The following is a 21,374-nucleotide window of genomic DNA, read 5'->3' on the forward strand; positions in this document are numbered from 1 at the left end:
GCAGATGGCAGAAGGTAAAATATTGTTTCCATCTTGCTTTCAGTGAAGTTGCCATTTTACATTTAATCATGTCCACTTGGTATTGTGATGACAAGATTCGTTCGACAGGTTTATATTAGGGATTTTTGAACTGTGGAACCACTACGGGTAGTAGTCATAGGTGGTGGTGCAGCTGGTTTTTTTAGCGCGATCGCTGCTGCCAAAAGTAATCCTCGTGCTTGCGTGATTTTACTCGAAGCTAGCAACCAGCCACTGGCGAAAGTACGCGTTTCTGGTGGAGGGCGCTGCAATGTCACTCATGCTTGCTTCGATCCCAAGGTATTAATACAAAATTATCCCAGAGGTGGAAAAGCTTTACTAGGTGCTTTTACGCGTTTCCAACCCCAAGACACAGTCGCATGGTTTGCCAAAGGTGGCGTACAGCTAAAAACTGAGGCTGATGGCAGGATGTTTCCGATTACAGATTCCTCAGAAACAATCGTCAATTGTCTGATGGATGCAGCCAAAGCCGCGAGAGTAGAACTGCGTACAGGCACGGTTGTGGTAGGGGTAAAAAGAAGAGGGGGGGAAATTAGTAACTTACTTACTCCTCCACTCTCTAATTTCGAGGTGATCCTGAAGTCGGGAGAGAAATTGCTATGCGATCGCCTGCTGTTAGCTACGGGCAGCAATCTTTTAGGTTATAAAATAGCCCAGCAACTGGGACACATTATTGAAAAACCCGTTCCCTCTTTATTTACCTTCAACATTCGTGATGAAAAGTTAAGAGAGTTAGCTGGCGTAAGTATTAACTGTGCCAAGTTACGCTTAATAATACCAGAATACTCCCCACTAGAACAAACTGGGCCATTATTAATTACACATTGGGGTTTGAGTGGCCCAGCTGTACTCAAGCTTTCTGCTTGGGGTGCCAGAGCATTGCATTCAAGCAACTATCAAGCCACTTTACTCATTAATTGGCTACCCCAGTTGCAACAAGAGCAAGTACGCCAACAATTATTAGCAGCTAAGAATGATTCGCCCAAGCGCCTGATATTATCCCATCGTGGTGTTGACTTACCCCACCGCCTTTGGCAATACATAATTTCTCGTGTCGGTATTTCTGCTGAAAACCGTTGGGCAGAATTATCTAATAAAAAGTTAAATCAATTAATTCACGAACTCTCTCAAGGACAATATTTAATTAATGGTAAAGGCGTATTCAAAGAAGAATTTGTTACTTGTGGTGGTATAAATCTTAAGCAAGTCAATTTTAAGACTATGGAAAGTAAGTTAGTACCAGGTCTTTATTTTGCCGGAGAAATTTTGGATATAGATGGTATCACTGGCGGCTTTAATTTCCAAAGCGCTTGGACAACTGCTTATTTAGCAGGGTTAGCAATGGTAAATCTAGAAAGTACAAAGCTGCTAACAACTAATAATCAATAGGTAATTTCCTTTTGACTATTCGTCACTGGATATTTTTTAAACATACAACTCCCGGTTTTTTGGAGAAGTTGGGCATATTCTTTTTCCAAAACTTAGAAATACTAAGTTATATGATGTCCGCCAAATCACCCAGAATAAACAGTTTGTAGTAAGGACTTCAGCCCTGGCTTGAGGACTAAATTCCTCGCGACGAGCAAACATTTTTATTCAGTTTGATTCACCAAACATGATATTAGTTTCATCCTGATACATATTTTTTAGTTTTCTTAAACTTGTTATTATTTTTCATTAATAACGATTAAGTTAAGAAAAGTTTTGCACTCAGTTAATAAAATGGTATATTTTCGTGCTGCTTTAGGATTTTTGAAAAGTTAAAATACTAATATTATACCTTGATTATATTCTTTATAGGTAGTTATTTTTGCTCTCGATCAGCATTTATGAAGTCAATTAAAATTCTTATCTTATGGATTGCTGAGAATGATAAATCAACTTATTTCCAAACAATAATAATTATAAAATATTATGAGCAACTATCTAAAATAAAAAATTTCTAATCTAATTTGACTCAAGAAAATTTAAATATCCTCTAATTTTATCTATTAATAAATTGAGTATAAATAGGAGTTTAATTTGAGACTATTATTCATAATATTTGGACTTTTTTTGATTTCTTTTGCAAAAGTGAGTACCTTTACTTGCAGCCGAACAGAACCTAATCAAGGATATTGTAAACTTGTAAAATCTGGTTTTTTGTGGTCTGAAGAAAAAGAAATGCCAGTCAATAAATTGCAAGGAGCTAGATTTCTGACCAAAAAAGATAGCGAATCCCCTAAAGTTGTTATCTACACTAGTAATGGTGAAGTTACATTTTCTTCTTTTGCAAACTATGGTGACGAAGCTGAACAGCGAGAAATAGCATCTCGGATTAGCAGTTTTGTGAAAAACCCTCAACAGTCATATTTGCAAGTAGAGCAGAAAGACAAATGGTGGATTGTAGTTGGATGTGTCAGCCTTGCGGTTGGTTTTTTCCCTTTGCTTAAGACTAAATCTTAATGTGAAAGGTGATCACTTTTATTGCATCTATCATTGTACAGAAACAACAGCACAATCTCAGCCAACACTGGTGGATATGCTGTCTTTATTTTTGAGTTCCAATTCCAGGCTTTAATTGTCTATTCTAGAAATAAGAGCATCTTTAAAAGAGCAAATTTTGATTTTTCTCATCTCACTGGCTGAAGCTGGGCTTTGTGCCTTCACATTTCAGCACTGTCAATACAGTAGATAAAACTATTTATGGCTAAAAAATTACACATTGTTACATTTTTCTCGCTTGCTGGAACATTTAGTTTTAGGAAATAAGAATGCAAACAAATTGGAGAATAGGGTCTTTTTTTGGAATCCCCTTATTTTTAGACCCCTTATGGTTTGTGATTTTAGGGTTGGCAACCCTGAATTTTGCAGTAGCTTATCAGGAATTAGGTACTGTCTTAGCTTGGAGTTCTGGGGTAGTAATGGCTTTATTACTCTTTGCTTCGGTGTTGTTACACGAGTTGGGACACAGCTTGGTAGCGCGATCGCAAGGTATTAAAGTCAACTCCATTACTCTGTTTCTATTTGGTGGTATTGCTGCGATTGAAGAAGAATCCAAAACTCCAGGCAAAGCATTTCAAGTCGCGATCACCGGGCCAGCAGTTAGCATTGTATTATTTTTACTGCTTCGTTTCATAGCTGATGCCTTACCTAATGCCAATCCTCTCCACGTCATGGTTGGAGACTTGGCACGAATTAATTTAGTTTTAGCATTATTCAACCTGATACCTGGTTTGCCCCTAGATGGGGGACAAGTCTTAAAAGCCGCACTTTGGCAAGCTACAGGCGATCGCTTTCAAGCAGTACATTTGGCAGCCAAAGCCGGACAAATTTTGGGTTATTGTGCGATCGCTTTGGGTTTGGCAGTAGACTACTTTACAGGTGAGCTAGTCACTGGTTTGTGGATTGCTTTATTAGGTTGGTTTGGTATCCGCAATGCAACTAGCTATGATCGCGTCACGAAGTTGCAAGAAACCTTGCTCAAGCTCAAGGCTAGTGAGGCTATGACTCGTGACTTTCGCATAGTCGATGCCAACCAGACTTTGCGTACCTTTGCTGATTTGTATTTACTGGAAACCGCCCCAGCCCAAGTTTATTTTGCTGAGTCGGATGGACGTTACCGAGGCATGGTTTCAATTGACGACTTGCGTCTAGTAGAAAGAAGTGAGTGGGAAACTAAGACTGTAGATAGTATTGTGCATCCCCTCCCAGAAATTCCCACAGTTGAGGAATCAACTAATATTGCTGAAGTGATTAATAAGCTAGAAAAAGAAAATTTAACCCGTGTTACTGTGCTTTCGCCTGCGGGTAGTGTTGCGGGTGTAATAGATCGTGGAGACATTGTGCGGGCAGTGGCACAAACATTGGGATTGCGGATGATGGATGCTGATATTAAGCGAATCAAACAAGAAGGAAGTTATCCGCCAGGGTTACAACTACAGGTGATAGCGAAGTCAACTACAAATTAATCAACAACTTGCACCATTCTTAACTAGCACTCTAACCCGCCAAGCCAGCCAAGAAATTTATTTCTTGGCTTATAGCTCGAGTTCACTCAATTGGACTGTGATTGCTAATATAAGTAAAATCTAGCCTTCTTGAGAAACTTGCTATGGAGTTTGAGAATTCATTCTGGACGGTATGTGCTACTGGTGCAAGTTATCAAAGTTTTAAAAGATTGTCAGTAACAGCATCTGTTAAACGCTTCAGTTATAGGACTTACGCTAAATCCCTCTAAAGTCCTCTTGACTTTGTGTCACGGACACTTGCTACAAGTCTCTTAACCCGCAAGAGCGCACTGGCTTCTCTGCGAATTATTATTCCATAACTCGTGGGTAATTCCTGAATTAGTAGATATGCTACTAGATATCTTCGTTTTACAAGATTGTCAGTAACAGCATTTAAACGCTTTAGTACTTTAAGTCAGGAATTTGTAAAATTATTCATTGGAAATATGAGTAAAAATTGCCTCTACAAGATAACTGAGATTATCTTGGATAAAGTAAATAATGTCACTCAGTAACTGGGTTTATATTGCTTACTTTATTCAATCAATTGTAGAGGATACAGAGTATGCCTTTTTGGGATGATGAGATTGAGGATGAGTTGCAAAGAATGAAAGCAGAGCTAAAGCGCTCTGGTAGTGATAATTTTCCTGAGCAGTCTGAGTTGAATTGTGAAGATTTGGAGACAGTTTTAAACAAGCTAAATAATTTGGTAGGAATGCAAAATGTTAAAGACGAGATCAATACTCTCATTAATTTCCTCAAAATCTAAAAGCTTCGTCAAGAAACAGGACTGGTTACTACTTCTTTGACACTTCATTCTGTATTTTGTGGCCCTCCTGGCACTGGGAAAACGACTGTTGCTCGTCTCATGGGAGAGATATATAAACACTTAGGCATACTTTCTAAAGGTCATGTTGTCGAAACTGATAGATCAGGATTAGTTGCGGGTTATGTTGGACAAACTGCGCTTAAAGTAGACGAACTGGTTGAGTCAGCATTAGACGGTGTACTGTTTATTGATGAGGCTTATGCACTCAAGCCAGAAGGATCTAAAAATGATTTCGGACAAGAGGCTATAGACACTCTACTAAAAAGAATGGAAGATTACAGAAACAGACTGGTAGTCATTGTTGCTGGCTATAATGAGGAAATGTCACAATTCATGGATACCAATCCTGGGTTAAAGTCTAGATTTAATAAGTATTTCTATTTTGATGATTATCACCCTCAAGAATTACTAATTATTTTTGAAAAAATTTGTGAACAGGAAAATTTCAAACTTACTGGTAAATCAAAGAAAGTATTAATAAATAAATTAACTAATTTATATAAAAGTAGAGATAAGAATTTTGGTAATGGCAGGCTTGCTAGAAATATATTTGATAAAACAAGGGAAAAGCAGGCAAACAGACTAGCAAAATTTTCAGAAATAAGCAAAGAAATGATGATGAATATAATACCTGATGACATTCCTTAAGCAATAAAAATATCAGGTATGAGTGCTGTCATATTTGAGCTTAGAGAATAAATTCAGCATTAAGCTAATGTCTATATTTTTATTTTTAGGTTAGGAATTATGGCAACTCTAACTGATAAAAGAATGGGCAAGGTTACAACCACAATTACTGTTACTAATCGAATTGACCAAATTCTTGCAGAAAGAGGATTTATTCCTGCTCATCAAGTTCGTTCAATCACTTTAGAAAATGTCCTGGTTGATACTGTTGCTAGTAGACTTTGCTTGCCTGAAAATATCATCATGGATTTAGGTCTAGTTTTTCAAGAACAAGTAGATGTAAAAATTGCTGTTGGAGTGCAAAAAGTTCGTGTATTCAGAGAGATTAGCCTAACTGTTGAAGGTCGAGAAGGAACGTTTAACTGTATTGAGCTATCAGTAGGTTGAGATCCTCTATTAGGATTAATTCCTTTAGAGGATTTAGGTTTAAGCCTGATGTATACAATCAGCGACTGAGGCTTTTACCAATAGAGGGAAAAGATACCTACCTAACTGTTTTGTAAACACGAAAGCAAGCCATTATTCTCTCACTTTCCTTGAAAAGCCGTAAATTGTCCACCCAGCCCTTCCACAATTGTCTTAGTATTTGCAATCAACATTTTGGGATAGGTATCGCCATCTGATCCGGGTTCACCTAAACTATCAGAATAAAGTTCGCGATCGGAAATTTTAACATTTGCTTCTTTTGCAACTGTCTCCAACAATTTAGGATTGACAGTAACTTCAGCAAAAATAGTTGGAACTTGAGAACTTTTAATTGAATCAACTAATTTTCTAACTCGTGCAGCAGTTGGTTTTTCTTCGGTACTTATACCTTGAAGCGCTCCTTCCACTGGAATGTTATAAGCTGTGGTGTAATATCCAAACGCATCATGAGTAGTCACCAATTTTCGAGATGACTGAGGAATGGTGGCAATCTGAGATTTAATCCAACTATGAATTTGGGTTAGTTCTGTACTCAGCTCTTTGGCATTTTTGGCATATAACTCAGTATTGGCAGGTGCTAATTTTGCCAAGTGAGTTTCAACTACTTCTACCATCCGAGCGCCATTTTCAGCGCTTTGCCAAACATGGGGATCGTCCTCTGTTTGCCCATCTTCTTCAAACTTTTGCGGGTTAGGAATAGCTTCTTCTGCAACCGCCACTTTGGGAGCAGGGTTAGATGTTGCCTGAATAAGCTTGATTAATTCTGGCTCAAAGTTATAGCCAGAGTAAAGAATTAGGTTAGCATCTTCTATTGCCTTACGATCTGCTGGAACTGGTTGATAGGTGTGACCGTCTATTCCAGGATTAAGCAAACAACGTAGATCTACCGTATTTGCCGCTATTTGTCTTGTGATGTCACATAGGATTGTGGTAGTAGCGACTACCTTCAAAGGCTTACCATTGGCAGCAGGACTGGCGGTAGAGTTAAGAGAACTAGTTTCATTAGTAGGAGGAGATTGAGCACAGGCACTAAATAAGCCCAAAGTTATAACTAAAGCTATAGTTCTCCAGGTTCGATTAGAACTGATGTACATAATTCTTATCGGCTGCAAATATCATCTTTAAGAATATAATGATTATCGTTCTTATTTAAATATTTCATGTTACAGGTTCAGGAATTAGCTGTCGATTACCGAGGAGTGCGAGGACTAGATCGGGTGAGTTTTCGTGTTGAACCCGGACAGCTAGTCGGTATTATTGGGCCAAATGGTGCGGGTAAAAGCACATTACTCAAAGCAATGCTGGGTTTAATTCCCAGCATCAGTGGAACTGTGCAATATTGCACCTGTCCTTTGCATCGGCAACTCGAAAAAGTAGCCTACGTGCCGCAGCGATCGCTAATCGATTGGGACTTTCCCATCACTGTTTGGAATGTAGTGATGATGGCGCGAACTCGTTCCTTGGGTTGGTTTCGCAGTCCGAACCGTGTCGCCGAAGAAATTGTCAAAGCAGCTCTAGAAAGAGTAGAAATGCTGCACCTGCGTCATCGGCGAATTGGAGAACTATCCGGCGGACAGCAGCAACGAGTATTCTTGGCACGAGCCTTAGCTCAACAAGCAGACTTGTTCTTGTTTGACGAGCCGTTTACAGGTATTGATAAAAAAACCGAGACAATTATTCTAGAAATTTTTACCGAGTTGCGATCGCAAGGCAAGATTCTGTTGGTTAGTACTCACGAATGGGGACAGTCGCTAGCACAGTTAGACCGATTGTTGCTGCTCAATCAACGTGTGATTTGTGATGGTTTGCCACAGCAAGTGATGACAAAAGAGAATTTACAACAAGCTTACGGTACAGCTTTACAAAATCAATTTCAGGATTTAGAAACAACGTTTTTTTGTTAATCTGGGTTCTGCATCTGAGTTCTTTTTATATGCTGGATTTGCTATTACAACCCCTGAGTTACGAGTTTATGCGGAACGCGATCGCGATCGGCATCCTTATTGGTATTCTCTGTCCGGTGGTGGGGAGTTACTTGATAGTCCAGCGCATGGCACTTCTGGGTGATGTGATTGCCCATTGTGTATTACCCGGACTTTCCATATCCTTCTTTTTAGGAATAGATATTTTAATTGGAGCTTTTTGCTCTGGGATTTTGGGTTCGTTCTTAATTGCCTGGATTCGTTCCCAATCTCATATCAAAGCAGACGCTGCTATGGCACTGACTTTTTCGAGCTTTTTTGCATTAGGAGTAACGCTAATTACAGTACTCAGAAATAAGCTCGACCTGGATAGCTTCTTATTCGGAGATATTCTGGGAGTCACGATGAATGACATTTATCGAACGCTGATTATTGCTGCTGTCATTCTATTGGCAGTCAAGCTTTTTTATAAAGAACTGCTATTTTACACATTTGATAAAACTGGTGCTAGAGCGATCGGCTTACCGATTCACAGCATTCATTTTGGCTTTATGGCAGCAGTGACATTAACCATTATTGCTAGTATGCAGGCAGTAGGAGTAATTTTGGTAATTGCACTACTAGTAGGGCCTGCCCTTACATCCTATCTCTTGGTCAAGGAATTACATCACATGATGGGATTGGGAGCAATCATTGGAGTGGTTGCAAGTATCACTGGCATATACATTAGTTACTATCGTAATATTCCATCGGGGCCTGCAATTGTGCTGGTTTCATCCGTACTATTTTTATTAGTGCTGCTTTTTAGTCCCTCTGGTGGCATTTTAACCCGACCTGAATTGGTAAATCATTCAGTTAGGTTATTATCCAAATTCAAACGGGGGAAGTAGAAGATAGAAGGCAGGAGGCAGACGGCAGTAGACACGCAGCGGCTTCCGTAGGTAGGCAGAAGGAAAAATTTTCCCCTACACCCTTTTGCAAGGCAGTCCCTATGAACTTCGTACACCACCAAGTATGAAAGAGGATTCTTTCCCCTACACCCCTAAACCCTTATACCCCTACACCCTTTTGCAAGGCAGGAGGCAGACGGCAGAAGGAAAAATTTTCCCCCACACCCTTTTTCAAGAACGGCGTCCAAATCCTTGACCTCGTGATCCTTTTGACCAAATTAGTAGTTCACCACTCTGCCCGCCAGCAGCTAGTTGATGTCCTTGGGGATGCCACGATAGGCAAGAGAATCCCTCCACGGCACCATTGAGAACTTGGGCAAGTTTTTTAGCACGTTGCCACAGACAAAGCCACCCATCTTCTCCAGCAGAGGCTAGTAAGAGACTGTGAGGTTGAAATTGCAGAGATTGCACAACACTTTCATGTTTTGGCAACACTCGCCCTTCCCATCCAATCAATTCATCCTCATGCTTTTCCCAGACTACAACACCTTCCATACTGGCAGCAGCTAACACAGGAGTGTTGACCTTACTTGGTACTTCTGACCATACCAATTTACGAATTTTTCCAGGAAAGCCACGCATTACCCAAGGTTCTGGATTGTCCCACTCTAGAACGGTGATTGTCCTATCTATATTACCGGAGGCAATATATTTACCATCACCTGACCAGGCGATCGCCACACTTGCGGAACCAATCATAAGTAGATAAGGGTCATCGTTCCAGTCTTGACTATTCCAAATTTTAACTTCTTGGTAGCCTGCCACTGTTAAGCGTTGACCATCAGGGTGCCATGTGATATCTAATACTGAGGAGTTGTCAAAATTGAGGTTTGTGGCAATATCACCAACATCTGCATCCCAGACTTGCACATTACGTCCCAAGCTAAAGGCTAATTGATTTTGAGTGGGACTCCACGCCATGCGGTCAACCCAAGCAGGAGGATTTTTCAAAGTGGTAACTAGTTCGGGCTTTTCCTCAAGTAAATCCCAGACTTTTACCTGCCCATCCTGTCCCCCAAATGCAAGAAATCGCCCATCTTTGGAAAAAGACAGGCAATCAATAGAGAGTCCACAGCTACTTTGTAGGTATGTGAGTTCTTGCGTTTCCACAATTAATAAAGCTACCTCGCCAGCAGCAGAACTAACAGCTAAGGTCGTACCATCAGGCGACCAACTAATTGCTGTCACATAATCTAAGAGCGATCCTTGCCAAAAAATTTGAAAGTCGCCTTGGTTGTTGTTTTTGAGACTAGACACGCCCGACATCCTCTCTGAATTTAGCTTCGTCTAGATTGCGCCCAATAAAGACGAGTTCATTTTTACGGGTATTACTAGGTTATTATCGTTAATGATAACTATTATCAGAGTATGATCATTATTTTTGCAATTGCAGCGATCATTGCTAAAGAAACTCAAGATTCTTTGCATAAACTTAAACAGAGCGATCGCTGTGTTGGATTACCTGCAAATTCAAGCAAATTACACAACAGAGAATATTCCTGCACAATCAGCAATGATCCAAATTGTAGATGTATGGAGTTAGCCTAAGATTTTGTATATTTTTTCTAGATTACTATGTGATTTTGCTTATAAGGCATCATTTTAGCTTGATTTTAACTTTCTTATGACTTGATTTTAGATTTACATTGAGTATAATTTATTATAAAGCTTATTCAGTATAGAGATTGTTCTCAAAACTATGGCAAAGCGATCGCTTAAAGCGTCGGCTGAGGGTATAAGAAAGGCTAAACAAGCTTTTAAGCGTAAAAGACTGACGCAGAAACGTCTGGCTGGAGAAGTAGGTTTAGACACTCGTCAACCAATTTGGAAGTTCTTCACAGGTCAACCCGTTGACCGTCAAGTCTTTCACGAAATTTGTCGAGTTTTAGGAATAAATTCTAAAGAAATAATAGAAAATACTAATAGTGAAAAAGAATCAATATCTATTGAAAATATACTAGAAAATTCTTTAGATATTGATTATTTAGTGCAAAAAGCAAGGTTCGCTCACCAAGAAAAAATTCAAGCTCAGTGTGGCACTTTACATCTTTTAGATATTTCTCGACCTATTGGTCTAGATGACCTTTATGTCGAAGTTAATATTTTTGAGGAAATCACCAATCAAAGATGGTTAGAAATTAATAATTTACAAAGTTTATGCTCAAACAATTTTAACAGTTTTAACTGTGGTCAAAGACATCAACATAGAGTAACTGGTTTAGAGGCAGTTTCAAAATACTCTAAACTTTTGATATTAGGAAAACCGGGTTCTGGAAAAACGACTTTTTTGCAATCCATAGCGCTCCGATGCGCACAGAGACATTTTCAGCACGATTCTCTACCAATTTTTATCAATTTAAAGAACTTTGCCGAAGATAGTAGCAATAGTCATCAAAGTAGTTTATTAGCTTATATAAATCAAGAATTTAGTGATTGTGGAGTTTCTCAAACAGAGATTTCCACAATACTTTCTCATGGGAAAGCGCTAATTTTACTAGATGGTTTAGATGAATTCACACATATAGACAATGATAAAATATTTCGAGAAATTCGGAATTTTATTGAGAAATATTATAAAAACAAAATCATTATAACTTGTCGTTTAGCTGCTTTTCAATATAAATTTAAAGGATTTACCGAAGTTGAAATTGCTGATTTTACCCTTTTACAAATAAGGGCATTTGTGGATAAGTGGTTTGTAACCGTGGCCAAAAATTCTTTGCGTGAGGGAAGAGCTAAAGCCGATAACTTTATACAAAAATTAGAATTACCAGAAAATCGACAAATTCTTGAATTAGCAACTGTACCAGTTTTACTTAATTTAACTTGCTTGGTATTTCAATTTTTAGGAGACTTTCCTACCTTACGTTCAGAACTTTACAAACAAGCATTAGAATTGCTATTAGTACGTTGGGATGAAGCAAGAGGTGTGAAACGAGATGAAGTTTATCGCAATTTGTCTTTATCACACAAAATCAAGCTACTTTGTTATTTAGCATCAACTACTTTTTCTCAGGGAAACTACTTCTTCTCCGAAAATAACATACAACAATTAATAGCTAGTTATCTACGTCATTTTCCCCTTGAACCAATAGATGTAGAAGCTTTACAAATTGATAGTGGTGCTGTTTTGAAAGCTATTGAAGCTCAACATGGACTATTACTAGAACAGGCACGAGGTATTTATTCTTTTTCTCATTTGACTTTTCAAGAGTATTTAACAGCCAGAGAAATTGTTGCCAATGCTAATTCTCAAACACTACTAGAATTTGTGACGCAAATCGGCGATAAACGCTGGCAAGAAGTTTTTTTGCTAACAGCAGGTATGATACAACCAGCTGATGAATTATTACTATTAATGAAGCAACAAATTAATATCCTAGCGAACTCAAATCTAAAATTACACAATTTTTTAATTTGGCTAGAGCACAAATCTTCAACTATTAGTGCATCTTATCACCCTGCCAGTATACGCGCTTTTTACTTTACCCTCAATCTTCCTATTGATCATCCTCTTGCTAATAACCAAACTTTAGCTGTTTTTTTAGATCATCGCTTGACTGGGAAATTAGCTGATGATTTAGCTTTAGACTTAGCTTTAGTTCATGCTCTTGGTGTAAGTCTGAAGATGAGCGATAATATTTTCTGCCAGCGTTTATCTGCGATCAAGCTTGCTGTTGATTTACAGGATTTATTACACGAGTATCCATCTTTAGAGAAATCGCTACAACAGTTGCAAAGCGAACTTCCGTATTCTTATGTAGGTAAAATCGCTCTGAAAGAGTGGTGGCAAGCAAATGGAGAAACATGGACTCTTAAGTTGCAAAATTTAATAGTTAGCGATCGCCAAATTTGTCAGGATTGGCAATTCAACGAAAAGGAGTGGCAATTACTACAGCAGTATTGGGATGCAAATAAGTTACTACTAGATTGTCTAAATCATGCTAGTAATGTCACCAATTCTACAATCCAATTAATAGAGAAAACTTTATTTTTAGTTGAGAGTGTTGTTTTAGCGAGTAGTATAGCAGGTGACAGATGACAGGGTTAAAAGTTTTTGTTGTCTAAGTTTTATCATTGGTTGATGTCCTAACCACTTTGGCTGTTGCCATATCAGCTAAAAATCACTATTGGTAATCAACATTGGCGCTCACCCCTTAAAATTATGATTTTGGTAATTCCTTGCCAAACAAAGTCTGGTACATCAGCTGATAAATACCAGTGTTATCTACGGTGTTTGGTAGTGCTTGTGCATTCAAGCCATGAGTTTTAGCAATAATAGAACCAGTGAAATCACCAAAACCCGCCCAGGCGATCGCAAAGGGAAAGCGCTTTCCTTGTAGATCTGGTGCTGAGATAAAAGGCAGTGTACCCGTGCCATCTTTGCCATCCCAAGGTGCGCCATTCCCTCCTTTCTCAGGCAAAGGCTTATCTAAAGGAAAATCTTTTTCTGTCACTCCCACTACTTCTAATCCACCAGCATCGCTATCTGCTGCCGTTACCAATAGAGTATTGGGATTTTTTTCAATAAATTTTATTGCCACACCTACAGCGTCATCGGCACGTTTGACTGCTTCTATGCAACCAACTGCATTATTAAAATTGCAGAAGTTATCGCTACCTTCTTCTTCCAAAACGATAAAGAAACCATTGGGATTAGATGACACAATCTTGAAAGTGGCTTGTAACATCTCGGCTGCCGTCGGAGCAGTCGGAACGTATAGGGGCAAATTCTGCTTTTTCAACTCTTCTTCTGGTGCATCGTTATAAGTATCGTCAGCAGCAAAAATTCCTAATACTTTTTTAGTATTTCCTGGTAACTTTAATAATTCATCGCGAGTATAAACAACAGTGTAACCCTTCTTCTGAGCCAGTTCTACCAAATTGAGTCCATCTTCTCGCTGAGTTTGTACAGCTGTGGCGTGTCTGCCAGCCGTTCCTTTAGGAAGATACCATACCTCGCCACCTCCCAAGATCACATCTACCCCAGACTCAACAATTTGTTTGGTAATTTCTGCAAATTGACGGCGATTTGAAGTCTTGGCAACAAACGCACCTGCTCCCGGTTCAAGGATAATACCAGAGTTGATGATAGCTGTTCCTTTCTTGGCAGCGACAGCTTCTTCCATAATTGTTTGAGGTTTCCTAGAAGCAGCGATTACAGCTTTACCTTTCTCATCTAAACCATAGGAATCAGCGTTTACTTTTACTCCTGTGGCGTGAGTTACTGCACCCCCGTTAGATGTGGCAGTAAGTTGATTTTTCATGTGTCCCAAATAAACGGCAAGATTAGACATCCGATCCCAATTCAGGCTACCATCCGGCCCAAGGTAAAGCATCCGCGCCGCACCCCAGTGAGATGCGCTTGTACCATCTGGGTGAATAAATATCACATTACCTTGACGAAATTTGGCATTGCCTTGTACTTGGATTTGTGGTGTGCAAGCTAGTAAAGCTGTTAAGGCAAAAATTACTAAAGCGGCGAATTTTTTATTAATCTTCTGTAGCATGGCTGATGATTGTGATGTTGCAAAAATATAACAATAATAGGTACTGGGGATTAGTCATTGGTCATTTGTTAGTGGGTAGAGACGCGATTAATCGCGTCTGTACAATTTTTTATTGCTCTCCTTGTCTCCGTGTCTCCACCTCCCCGCGTCTCCTTGTCCCTAATACATTCACAAAAATTTTCTATGGTTATAGTTAACGAAAGATTAAGAAAAACAACTTGGGCAGGAGCGATCGCTCAACCTGCTGAAGAATTTTCTCTGGCTCCCCTATCAGTTTTATCTGGTAAAATACCCCCAGGTTTACGAGGCACACTTTATCGTAATGGCCCAGCACGGTTAGAGCGGGGCGGTATGCGTGTAGGACACTGGTTTGATGGAGATGGAGCGGTACTAGCCGTGCATTTTACTGATGCAGGAGCAACGGCAGTGTATCGTTACGTACAAACAGCGGAGTATCAAGCAGAAACCAAGGTAGATAAGTTCCTTTATGGCGTTTATGGGATGCATCCACCAGGGGCAATTTGGAAGCGCTGGAACCTGCAAGTAAAAAATGCAGCCAATACATCCGTGTTAGCTTTACCCGATAAACTGTTAGCTTTGTGGGAAGCTAGCGAACCTTCTGCGCTCGATTTGCAAAATCTTGAGACTAGGGGATTGGATGATTTAGGTGGGTTGAATGATAAATTACCCTATTCTGCTCATTACAAACGCGATCCCCATAGTGGTGAAATTTTTAACTTTGGCATCAGCCTTGGCAGTCATGTGCAGTTGAATCTTTATAAGAGCGATCGCACTGGCAAAATCGTCCAAAAATCGGCTTATAAGCTAGATCGATACTCTGTAATCCATGATTTTGTTTTGACTGAACGGCATTTGGTGTTTTTCATGCCACCAATGCGTTTAAAAATGCTGCCAGCTTTACTCGGTTTAATTACCTTTAGTGAGGCTCTAGCTTGGCAGCCTCAGTTAGGTACTCAAATCCTAGTTTTTGATCGCGAAACTCTGTCTTTAGTGAGTCGCGGCGAAACTGAACCTTGGTTCCAGTGGCATTTTGGTAATGGTTGCGTAGATAACGATGGTTTGGTAATGCTGGATTTAGTTCGCTATGCAGACTTTGAGCAAACTAATGAATATCTTCGAGAAGTTGCAACTGGTAAGACTCACACAGTTGCCAAAGGGACATTGTGGCGAGTGCGTCTCAATCCAGAAACTGGCAAAGTAACGGCTATGGAGGAAGTTGTTAACCGCAAGTGTGAGTTTCCAATAGTTCAGCAGTCGCAAGTAGGACAACCTTGGCGTTATACTTATCTATCTGTACTCCGGCAAGATGCGGATATAGCAACAGAATTGTTGGGAGCGATCGCTCGCTACGACTACGAAACCGAAACCCTCACTGAAGCAGACTTGGGTGAAAATCGCTATCCTTCAGAACCAATTTATGCCACAGATGCCGAAAACCCCGAACAAGGTTGGATTTTAACGGTTTTGTATGACGGTAATTCTCATCGCAGTGAAGTTTGGGTTTTTGCTGCGGATAGATTAGACGAAGAACCTGTTTGCAAATTGGAATTACCCAGTGTGATTCCTCATAGTTTTCACGGAACTTGGAAATCTGCTTAGTTGGTTGTTAGCTGGGGCGGGTTAAAATCAAAGACATCCTTTTGAAAACCCGCCCACACATTTGTTTGGGTAGTGTTACGGAAACTGCGTCTATCGTGCAAGCTAAACAGTATTTGTTTATGGTGGTTAAGGCTACTCATAAATTCATCGAGTTTAGGATTGCCATGAATCGGACAGTTCGTTTTACAAGTATTATTCTCATTGCGCTGAGTGGCACTGCTTCAATCCTATTTCAGACAATGCTGTCAGCATTCACTATGCCCACATCCCTCAAGTCTCCGGCTCGCGTAGAGGTTGCTCGGAAAATTGATTGTGGGCGGCATTTTCGAGAGCTAGCGGTTGAAGGTTCGATTATAATCTATGACCAAAACAACGATCGCATTTTTCAACATCATCCACAACGCAACACAACGGCTTTTTTACCTGGATCAACCTTTAAGATTCTGAATTCCCTAATTGCGTTGGAAACGGGAGTTATTTCAGATGAAATCGCAGTTTTAACCTGGGATGGAATTCCAAGAAAGCTTCCTGAATGGAACCGCAACTTGAATATGAGAGAGGCAATCAAGCTTTCTGCCATTTGGTTTTACCAAGTTCTAGCTCGTCGAGTCGGGCATGAGCAAATGCAAAAATGGGTGACTCAAGTAGGATACGGCAACGAAAAAATTGGTAGTAAAGATGATATTGATAAATTTTGGTTAGAGGGAGAACTGAGAATCACACCTCAACAGCAAATTCAGTTTCTCCGTCGTTTTTACAAGAATGACTTACCTTTCTCTAAGCGATCGCTCTCGATTGTCAAAGACATTATGTTGATCGAGCAGACTCCAGATTACACAATCAGGGGCAAGACAGGCTGGGTTGGATTTGCGGACAACGTAACGCCAAAAATTGGATGGTTCGTGGGTTACTTGGAGAAGGGCAAGAATGTTTACTTTTTCGCCACTAACATCGACATTCGTAACAACAAAGATCCATCTGCCCGAATAGAGTTAACACGTCGTTGTTTTAAAGAGCTTGGGGTACTGTAAATAATATATTTTTTGTGTTTTTGTGAAAGGCGGCACAAAAACGTGATGGATATGACATCATTTGAGAGGAATTTTTGGTCTACGAGATCTCCCACTTCTTTACCAGGTTTAACCTAGTAACTAAAATTAATATTCGTGCTGCTGATAAAGGAATTGAACGGCATCTACCACCAAGTACGAAAAATGGCAAAAGGGCTAAACTATTTTAGCTGTGCTCCCCTAACTATAAGCCGCAACCACAGCCATCCTAACCCACTGCCAATAAAATAATAAGGGAAATCTGCCCAAGTGAAGACAGTACCGATTAACATTTTTCCCCACCAAAACGAACGTACCCAATTTAACAATGGTGGATGCCACAATTGCATAAACTCTAACAAGCAACTAATTACCAATACCCATAAAGGGATTTGCCAAACTGAAGAGCGAGTGGGAATAAATAGAAAGGCGAACAAGCACCAAAATATCTGATAAAAAATCCCTCCTACTTCTTGGTTCAACCACCAAGCAGAATAGCGATAGTGACTGTATAAAAGTCCAACAGAGAGAATAATAGCCAAAGAAAGAATGGTTCGCCTGCGAATGTTTGTAAGTAGTGGCATTCTTTAAGGTTTCTTTCCAATCAATTATTTCCCCTCATAAAAGGAGATCCACCGATTTTAAACGCTCACATCACAAGCGTCTACAAAACCAATGCCAAAACCACAAAAAACCATCTAGAGATCATCGTGTTCGGGTAGCAGAACTATATCGCTATAGAGCAGGCTAAATTTCACGCAAAAAGCTCCTTAACCACCTAATCGCCTCACTTGTTGTTTGCTCGTTTGCAATTTGGAGGCATTGCTGCACAATGTCTCTAACGTTAGGAAAATAGCTGCTTTCTGTAATTGCCTAATTTTCAAAGAGCAATCTATAAACTAATAACCGCTTATTCTTTAACAGCCAAACCTCTGGTACTTTATAAGGGAGATAATCATTAATATCGGTATAGCTAGTAACATCTATCTCCATCACTAAATCAGTGGAGGATCGTTGAGCCAGTCGATACGGTTCTTACCTACTACGGATCTCCAATTTTCAATATAAAAGCAAAAGTCAGGCTCAATGCCGCTGACTTCTGGCAAACTCATGGTGATGGGCGTAAATGAGTCGTATCTTTGCTCCAAATCATCTAGCAAAACCTTAGCAATATCTGCCAGCAAGCTCGCATCTCTTCCATGCTCTGGTAGCGGTGCTATTAGCAAAATCTCTCCAGATCGATATTTAATGCGAGGCGAGCAGCGATCGCCAAGTTGCTGACTCAGTACTTGATAGTCTTGCCAAGATCCCAACATCCTTACGACTGTGCCAGGTTGCAACTCGATTCTTTCAGGTGTAATTACAGTATGCATATTTGCCATTTTTTATACTAATACCCCATGCTCCTGAATTATGCCTGGCGATGAAACAAGTTTGATTGGGACTGCCTTCTGACTTGAAAGTCACCTCACCCCCTGCCCCTCTCCTTAGCAAGGAGAGGGGTGTCCGACAGGACGGGGTGAGGTTTTTCATGCCTGGCGATGAAACAAGTTTGATTGGGACTGCCTTATTTTCGGATGAGATATCGAAGATACTTACATCCTCTCTAATACCTGAAGTCCCAACAAAGACAGTCCCAACTTCAAAGTTCTAGCTGTCAAATTACACAATACTAAGCGTGATGTCCGCACAGGCTCCTCAGATTTGAGTACAGGACAATTTTCGTAGAACTTATTGAATTTATCGCTCAATTGGTACAAATACTCGCATAAACGATGAGGCATCAAATCCTGTTCTACATCAGCAATGACTTCATCTAGTTGCAGTAAATGCTTTGCCAAGGTTAATTCTGTATCTTCCCTTAGGAGAATTTTGGCATCTGTTCCCAACTGCTCGTAGTCAATGTTACCTTCACGGCTAATTCCTTGCGTTCTTACGTAAGCATAGAGCATATAGGGTGCGGTGTTGCCTTTTAATGAGAGCATCCTGTCATAACTAAAGACATAATCGCTAGTCCGATTTTGGCTGAGATCCGCATACTTAACCGCATCGATACCAACTACTTGGGCAACATGAGCTTTGAATTCCTCTGTTTCTTGGCGTTCTTCAGCTTCTAATCTAGTTTCCAAGTCTGCACGCGCACGAGCGATCGCTTCATCTAACAAATCCCGCAAGCGTACCGTATCTCCAGAACGTGTTTTAAACTTTTTGCCGTCTTCACCCAGCACCAAACCAAAGGGAACATGGACAAGTTCCACATCATCGCCGATCCAACCAGCCCGGCGTGCTACCTGCAATACACCAGCAAAATGGTTCGCTTGTCCAGCATCTGTAACATAAATTATTCTTTTGGCGTGGTCTTGTTCTATCCGGTAGCGTATCGCTGCCAAGTCTGTTGTAGCGTAGTTATAACCGCCATCAGATTTTTGGACAATCAGGGGTAGCGGTTCACCTTCTTTATTAGTAAACCCTTCCAAGAAAACAACCTTAGCACCTTGGTCTTCTACAAGTAACCCAGCCTTGTCTAAATCTTCTACAACTTGTGGCAGTAAAGGATTGTAGAAAGACTCGCCGCGTTCTACCAAATGAACATCCAGCAGATCGTAAATTACCTGAAATTCTCGCCGCGATTGTTCTACTAGTAATTTCCAAGCGTGGAGCGTGTCTTCTGCACCTGCTTGCAAACGCACCACTTCTTGACGCGCCGTCTCTTGGAAAGCTGCGTCTGCATCAAACCGTACTTTTGCTTGGCGATAAAAAGCTACTAAATCGCCAATATCTAAAGCATTTGCAGTGGTGAGAGCTTCTGGGTAAACTTCCCGTAGATAGGCAATTAACATACCAAACTGCGTACCCCAATCACCAACGTGATTTAGGCGCAGCACATCATGACCTTGAAATTCTAAAATTCGGGCGATACAATCACCAATAATCGTCGAACGCAAATGTCCAACGTGCATTTCTTTGGCAATATTGGGGCTAGAAAAATCTACAATCTCGCGCTTCGGTGTTTTCGCTTTGGCAACTCCCAGTCTGGGATCGGCTTGGATGGCGTTTAATTGTGCTTCCAAGTATTCGGTTTGCAGTTTAAGATTAATAAAGCCGGGGCCAGCAACTTCCGGTGGTTTGCACAGATCGGATATATCTAACTTATCAACGATTTGTTGGGCGATCGCTCGTGGCTGTTGTCCTAAACGTTTAGCTAAACTTAAAGCAACGTTGGCTTGATAATCACCAAATTTAGGATTGCTTGCAGGAACCAATATCGGATCTACACCGACATAGTCAATGCCAAAAGCTGCGACTAAAGCCTGCTGTAATTTATCTTTTAGTTGTTCTTGTGTAGAGTTCATATGTAAATGTTATCTGTTAAAGAGGCAGTATGGCCCCAGTTGGGAGATATTATTAAAGCCTGATTATTCTAACCTTAAAAGATAGTCGTCCAAGCGAGGATTACTAGGCGCATTACCAACCTCTGGCATGAATCTTCGGTTTTAGGATTTAGTGCAGCTTTTAAACGCAGAGGAACGCCAAGTAAGCGCAGAGGAGCGCAGAGTTTTTCTAAAAAACAAATATTTCCTGTAATTAGTTATCATCAACACTCGTGAAAACTCTCTGCGCCTTTGCGTGAGCTTTAATCATAACTGTTTTGCCGGACATGATATAACAGATGCTCTAACCAGTTGTTCAGTGTAGCGACAGACTGCTAACAATAGCATCTACCGATACAGCTAAACCTGGAAACGCTAATGGGTAAATAATCCCGAGTGCTAGTGTAAATTTTGATGCGTACTCTGCTTCTTCGGGATCTCGAAATACAACTAGCTGTCTTTTTTTAAGGTTAGCCACCCAATATTCAGGAATGTTAACTTCAGCGTAGATTTTACTTTTTATTTCTAAATCAATTTCTAAACCAGAATCGGAGTATTCTATGAGCCAAAAAATATTTTCAGGATAAGGGTGATGCTCTAGGTATTCGCGCCCCAACCGTTGCACAATAGCGATATCAGGTTGGGCTTCAGAGTTGTTAGGAAGTGTAATTGGCTTGCTTGCACGAATCATCGCTCGATTGCCTAACAATCTCATTAAATATTCAGTTGCTTCACTACTGAAATAGGCGTGAACTTCTCGTTCCGGCGACATTTCTACAATTTCTCCCTTCAGTAGTTCTACACGCCGATTGTTTAAAATACCAGTCGCAATCATACGGTGATACTCGTCTATTGTCCACTTCACTGGAGTGAGGCTCATAGCGATCGCTTTTTCGATCTTGTTTTTTTCACATCGTATCAGGGGACTGGGGACTGGGGACTAGGGCAATGGGCATGGGGCATAGGGCGGCAATGCCCAATT

General features: G+C 40.3%; 19 protein-coding genes and 1 pseudogene. 12 read left to right on the plus strand and 8 right to left on the minus strand.

Annotated elements, in window-relative coordinates; translation table 11 throughout:
- Positions 1-132: 132 nt before the first annotated feature.
- From QUB80_RS18935 to QUB80_RS18960, 6 genes are all read left to right on the plus strand, one after another.
- Positions 133-1,428 (plus strand): BaiN/RdsA family NAD(P)/FAD-dependent oxidoreductase, encoded by a 1,296-nt coding sequence (locus QUB80_RS18935; RefSeq protein ID WP_289791066.1) that lies wholly within the window; start codon positions 133-135, stop codon positions 1,426-1,428.
- A 666-nt stretch (positions 1,429-2,094) separates the two neighbouring features.
- Entirely contained in the window at positions 2,095-2,484 is a 390-nt protein-coding gene (locus QUB80_RS18940; RefSeq protein ID WP_289791067.1) for a hypothetical protein, read from the plus strand.
- Positions 2,485-2,792: 308 nt separating this feature from the next.
- The gene (locus QUB80_RS18945; RefSeq protein WP_289791068.1) at positions 2,793-3,989 is read left to right on the plus strand and encodes a site-2 protease family protein; all 1,197 of its coding nucleotides are present in this window, start codon (positions 2,793-2,795) and stop codon (positions 3,987-3,989) included.
- Positions 3,990-4,593: 604 nt separating this feature from the next.
- A complete protein-coding gene (locus tag QUB80_RS18950) occupies positions 4,594-4,797 on the plus strand; it encodes a hypothetical protein (protein ID WP_289791069.1) in 204 nt (67 codons plus the stop codon).
- A 36-nt stretch (positions 4,798-4,833) separates the two neighbouring features.
- Positions 4,834-5,505 carry an AAA family ATPase gene (locus tag QUB80_RS18955; RefSeq protein WP_289791070.1) on the plus strand — a complete coding sequence of 224 codons (672 nt, stop codon included), beginning with the start codon at positions 4,834-4,836 and terminating at the stop codon, positions 5,503-5,505.
- A 99-nt stretch (positions 5,506-5,604) separates the two neighbouring features.
- Entirely contained in the window at positions 5,605-5,931 is a 327-nt protein-coding gene (locus QUB80_RS18960) for an aspartyl protease (RefSeq protein ID WP_336622329.1), read from the plus strand.
- Positions 5,932-6,071: 140 nt separating this feature from the next.
- Here QUB80_RS18960 and QUB80_RS18965 read toward each other — a convergent pair whose 3' ends face one another.
- Complete coding sequence (locus tag QUB80_RS18965; RefSeq protein WP_289791071.1) at positions 6,072-7,064, minus strand: metal ABC transporter solute-binding protein, Zn/Mn family; 993 nt, start codon at positions 7,062-7,064, stop codon at positions 6,072-6,074.
- A gap of 66 nt (positions 7,065-7,130) precedes the next feature.
- Here QUB80_RS18965 and QUB80_RS18970 point away from each other — a divergent pair, with 66 nt between their 5' ends.
- Together QUB80_RS18970 and QUB80_RS18975 are read left to right on the plus strand one after the other, a co-directional pair.
- Positions 7,131-7,874: a metal ABC transporter ATP-binding protein gene (locus tag QUB80_RS18970; RefSeq protein WP_289791072.1), complete on the plus strand. Its 744-nt coding sequence runs from the start codon at positions 7,131-7,133 to the stop codon at positions 7,872-7,874.
- Positions 7,875-7,903: 29 nt separating this feature from the next.
- Entirely contained in the window at positions 7,904-8,782 is an 879-nt protein-coding gene (locus QUB80_RS18975) for a metal ABC transporter permease (protein WP_289791073.1), read from the plus strand.
- A gap of 231 nt (positions 8,783-9,013) precedes the next feature.
- Here the strand turns inward: QUB80_RS18975 and QUB80_RS18980 are convergent, their stop codons facing one another.
- Both QUB80_RS18980 and QUB80_RS35065 read right to left on the minus strand, forming a co-directional pair.
- A complete protein-coding gene (locus QUB80_RS18980) occupies positions 9,014-10,099 on the minus strand; it encodes a WD40 repeat domain-containing protein (protein WP_289791074.1) in 1,086 nt (361 codons plus the stop codon).
- Entirely contained in the window at positions 10,092-10,145 is a 54-nt protein-coding gene (locus tag QUB80_RS35065; protein ID WP_289791233.1) for a hypothetical protein, read from the minus strand. Before QUB80_RS35065 ends, QUB80_RS18980 begins: the two co-directional genes overlap by 8 nt.
- Before the next feature lie 96 nt (positions 10,146-10,241).
- On the opposite strand from QUB80_RS35065, the gene QUB80_RS18990 reads away from it, so the two are divergent.
- Both QUB80_RS18990 and QUB80_RS18995 read left to right on the plus strand, forming a co-directional pair.
- Positions 10,242-10,385 (plus strand): hypothetical protein, encoded by a 144-nt coding sequence (locus tag QUB80_RS18990; protein WP_289791075.1) that lies wholly within the window; start codon positions 10,242-10,244, stop codon positions 10,383-10,385.
- Between the two features lie 156 nt (positions 10,386-10,541).
- Positions 10,542-12,884, plus strand: a complete 2,343-nt coding sequence (locus tag QUB80_RS18995; RefSeq protein WP_289791076.1) for an NACHT domain-containing protein — start codon at positions 10,542-10,544, stop codon at positions 12,882-12,884.
- A gap of 121 nt (positions 12,885-13,005) precedes the next feature.
- Here the strand turns inward: QUB80_RS18995 and QUB80_RS19000 are convergent, their stop codons facing one another.
- Positions 13,006-14,352 (minus strand): alkaline phosphatase, encoded by a 1,347-nt coding sequence (locus QUB80_RS19000; RefSeq protein WP_289791077.1) that lies wholly within the window; start codon positions 14,350-14,352, stop codon positions 13,006-13,008.
- A 183-nt stretch (positions 14,353-14,535) separates the two neighbouring features.
- On the opposite strand from QUB80_RS19000, the gene QUB80_RS19005 reads away from it, so the two are divergent.
- Both QUB80_RS19005 and blaOXA read left to right on the plus strand, forming a co-directional pair.
- A complete protein-coding gene (locus QUB80_RS19005) occupies positions 14,536-15,972 on the plus strand; it encodes a carotenoid oxygenase family protein (RefSeq protein ID WP_289791078.1) in 1,437 nt (478 codons plus the stop codon).
- A 164-nt stretch (positions 15,973-16,136) separates the two neighbouring features.
- Positions 16,137-17,003, plus strand: coding sequence for a class D beta-lactamase (gene blaOXA / locus QUB80_RS19010; RefSeq protein WP_289791079.1), 867 nt, complete (start codon positions 16,137-16,139; stop codon positions 17,001-17,003).
- A gap of 200 nt (positions 17,004-17,203) precedes the next feature.
- On the opposite strand, the gene QUB80_RS19015 is transcribed toward blaOXA, so the two are convergent.
- The 4 genes and pseudogenes from QUB80_RS19015 to QUB80_RS19030 form a co-directional block, all read right to left on the minus strand.
- Positions 17,204-17,605 carry a ribosomal maturation YjgA family protein gene (locus QUB80_RS19015; RefSeq protein ID WP_289791080.1) on the minus strand — a complete coding sequence of 134 codons (402 nt, stop codon included), beginning with the start codon at positions 17,603-17,605 and terminating at the stop codon, positions 17,204-17,206.
- A 163-nt stretch (positions 17,606-17,768) separates the two neighbouring features.
- A pseudogene (locus QUB80_RS19020) lies at positions 17,769-18,394 on the minus strand (Uma2 family endonuclease).
- 222 nt (positions 18,395-18,616) lie between these two features.
- The gene (gene argS, locus QUB80_RS19025) at positions 18,617-20,374 is read right to left on the minus strand and encodes an arginine--tRNA ligase (RefSeq protein ID WP_289791081.1); all 1,758 of its coding nucleotides are present in this window, start codon (positions 20,372-20,374) and stop codon (positions 18,617-18,619) included.
- A 334-nt stretch (positions 20,375-20,708) separates the two neighbouring features.
- Positions 20,709-21,272 (minus strand): Uma2 family endonuclease, encoded by a 564-nt coding sequence (locus QUB80_RS19030; RefSeq protein WP_289791082.1) that lies wholly within the window; start codon positions 21,270-21,272, stop codon positions 20,709-20,711.
- Positions 21,273-21,374: the final 102 nt, after the last annotated feature.

This window comes from Chlorogloeopsis sp. ULAP01, assembly GCF_030381805.1.
Taxonomy (GTDB): Bacteria; Cyanobacteriota; Cyanobacteriia; order Cyanobacteriales; family Nostocaceae; genus Chlorogloeopsis.

What these genes read in the sequence shown, in the direction of transcription:
- QUB80_RS18945 (WP_289791068.1), top strand. Translation starts at nt 2,793, where the DNA reads ATGCAAACAAATTGGAGAATAGGGTCTTTTTTTGGAATCCCCTTATTT.
- QUB80_RS18950 (WP_289791069.1), top strand. Translation starts at nt 4,594, where the DNA reads ATGCCTTTTTGGGATGATGAGATTGAGGATGAGTTGCAAAGAATGAAA.
- QUB80_RS18960 (WP_336622329.1), top strand. Translation starts at nt 5,605, where the DNA reads ATGGCAACTCTAACTGATAAAAGAATGGGCAAGGTTACAACCACAATT.
- QUB80_RS18965 (WP_289791071.1), bottom strand. Translation starts at nt 7,064, where the DNA reads ATGTACATCAGTTCTAATCGAACCTGGAGAACTATAGCTTTAGTTATA.
- QUB80_RS18970 (WP_289791072.1), top strand. Translation starts at nt 7,131, where the DNA reads ATGTTACAGGTTCAGGAATTAGCTGTCGATTACCGAGGAGTGCGAGGA.
- QUB80_RS18975 (WP_289791073.1), top strand. Translation starts at nt 7,904, where the DNA reads ATGCTGGATTTGCTATTACAACCCCTGAGTTACGAGTTTATGCGGAAC.
- QUB80_RS18995 (WP_289791076.1), top strand. Translation starts at nt 10,542, where the DNA reads ATGGCAAAGCGATCGCTTAAAGCGTCGGCTGAGGGTATAAGAAAGGCT.
- QUB80_RS19000 (WP_289791077.1), bottom strand. Translation starts at nt 14,352, where the DNA reads ATGCTACAGAAGATTAATAAAAAATTCGCCGCTTTAGTAATTTTTGCC.
- QUB80_RS19005 (WP_289791078.1), top strand. Translation starts at nt 14,536, where the DNA reads ATGGTTATAGTTAACGAAAGATTAAGAAAAACAACTTGGGCAGGAGCG.
- blaOXA (WP_289791079.1), top strand. Translation starts at nt 16,137, where the DNA reads ATGAATCGGACAGTTCGTTTTACAAGTATTATTCTCATTGCGCTGAGT.
- QUB80_RS19015 (WP_289791080.1), bottom strand. Translation starts at nt 17,605, where the DNA reads ATGCCACTACTTACAAACATTCGCAGGCGAACCATTCTTTCTTTGGCT.
- argS (WP_289791081.1), bottom strand. Translation starts at nt 20,374, where the DNA reads ATGAACTCTACACAAGAACAACTAAAAGATAAATTACAGCAGGCTTTA.
- QUB80_RS19030 (WP_289791082.1), bottom strand. Translation starts at nt 21,272, where the DNA reads ATGAGCCTCACTCCAGTGAAGTGGACAATAGACGAGTATCACCGTATG.